The following is a 2,119-nucleotide window of genomic DNA, read 5'->3' on the forward strand; positions in this document are numbered from 1 at the left end:
TAGCAGTATGCGTCAGTGCCGTTTGAGCACTACTATCATCAGTTTGCTGCTTGCCGATAGTGAAGCCCATGCCGCCGCTTGTGCCGAACAGCCCTGATTTTTTGGTTTGACTAAATGAGCTTTCGCTTGAGGTGTTTTCAGCGGCTAAGATATTGACATCACCACCAGCGGTCAGACCAGTGCCTGTATCACTAACAGCATTGGTACCTGTCAAGCTGATGTCTTTTCCTGCTTGCATGACAACAGTATTACCCTCGATATTGCTACTGATGGCAGTATCGCTTTGCATGTCATAGCGTTTTTGAGTGGTTTTCTTACTGAACGTACCTTTGTCCGTGGTTTTAACGGCCGTGCTGAGGTTCTGTTTGTTTCTACCCTCTGTAAAGTCGACATTACCGTCAGCGGAGATATCAACCGTGCCATTATCACTGTTTATTTGGCTGGCGACCCCTGTGATATTTTTGCCTGATTTAATAATGAGATCGCTATTGCTGCTCAGTTGACTGCCAACATCGACAGATTCGCCTTGCTTAAAGTAGTTATTGGCGTCACCAATGCTGTTGGTTTGGTAGCTGGTATTCACGGCATTAAGTTGGACATTGCCTTGGGTATCTATAGCGCTGCTGCCTCCTTGATTGTCCAAAAGGCCTGCGGCAAAGGTTGTGTCACCACCCACATTAGCGATGAAGGTCGTTAACGCATTACCTTTTTCATCTACTTGTCCTTTGAGGCCATCGCCAACATAAATGCTGGCAATTTGTCTGATATCTGTACGGGTACTACTACTCATATCTTTGGCAGAGCTGGTGGTATAGGTCAGGCTCTCGTTATTTAAGTCACCACCAACGTCAAGCTGCATAGCTTTATTCGCTTGCAGAGTGCCGCTTAGATTGTTTAGATCGTTGGCCGTGCCAATCTGGACATAGTCGCCTTTGATCAAACCGCCATTGGCATTGGTCAGGTTAGTAGCATTAATATTAACGCTCTGATGACCGACGATACTACCTTGGTTAGTTAGGTCACCCGATAACTGCATATCAATGCTATCAGCAGCGATTAGACTGCCTGTACCATCAATTTGACCAACCGCTTGGCGAGTATAGACTTTGGGCACCAGTACTTGTTGACTGCTACCATCAGCGAGTGTGATCTGTTGCTGTACAAGCCATACCATATCAGTCGTGAGCTGAGCAACTTGATCATCAGTGAGCGCAATACCAGGGCGCAAGTTTAAAGTTTGAGCAGTAGTGATACCCGCATCCATCAGACCTTTGTACTGCTCATCTAAGCTGCGATAGTCACCCAGATAGTAGCGACCCGTTAATGTCATGATTTGATCACGAATATACTGCTGCTCATAATAGCCATCACCTAGACGCTTTTGGGTAATATTAGGATCTAGCTGTAGTCGATCTAACATGTAGTCCGATGACAGCCAGTCTTTATAGTTGGCAAATGCGGGATCGGTCTCAACTAGGTAATCAGCATTGCTATCAGGATTGGTGCCATATAGGCTACTGTTTGGCAGAGTCGGTGCACTAGCACTGCTGCGTATCTCTTCAGATGCGCTCTGTGCTATAGTTTCATTGATACTAGCAATTAAGTCTTGCGCTGCGGCATTATCAATAGTACTACCACTATTTTGCGCATCGATCAGCGCCTGTAGCTGCTGCTTTTGAGCATCTGTTAAACTGCTGTCTTCTGCGGTTACGAAATTTGAAAGTAAGCTCGTCGCATCGGCCAAACTTGACTCATCAACTGATGCATCACTGTTTGTACCAGCCACTGTTGGCACATCACTCGTCAGCGTTTGAATGGCTGATTTGATACCGTCTAAATCTTGAACATCTGATACGCTATCATCTTTATAGGCAATGACTATTTTGTCTATATTTTGGTCTAAGATTGAAAGCTGATAAGTTTTTACTGTTTCAGGCTCTGATATATAAGGTGCTACATACTTATCACGTTTACAATGCTTATTTCCAAAAGTTCCACATGATTTAATCCATCGCCAATATAACCTTCCATTCTCAACATGATTCTTGGTATAGCCCACATTGTCCCCCTATGGCAGGATAGTTGTCACCCCTAAATAATAATTCCAAAGGGGACAATG

The 2,119-nt window shown here is 44.7% G+C and carries 1 protein-coding gene; it reads right to left on the reverse strand.

The genetic code is table 11. The annotated features are described in order from the left end of the window. On the reverse strand, positions 1 to 2,059 hold a 2,059-nt coding region (locus tag EI164_RS17430; protein ID WP_192520928.1), incomplete at its 3' end, for a hemagglutinin repeat-containing protein. Between the last annotated feature and the right edge of the window lie 60 nt (positions 2,060 to 2,119).

The organism is Psychrobacter sp. FME13, assembly GCF_014861395.1.
In the GTDB taxonomy this organism is placed as follows: domain Bacteria; phylum Pseudomonadota; class Gammaproteobacteria; order Pseudomonadales; family Moraxellaceae; genus Psychrobacter.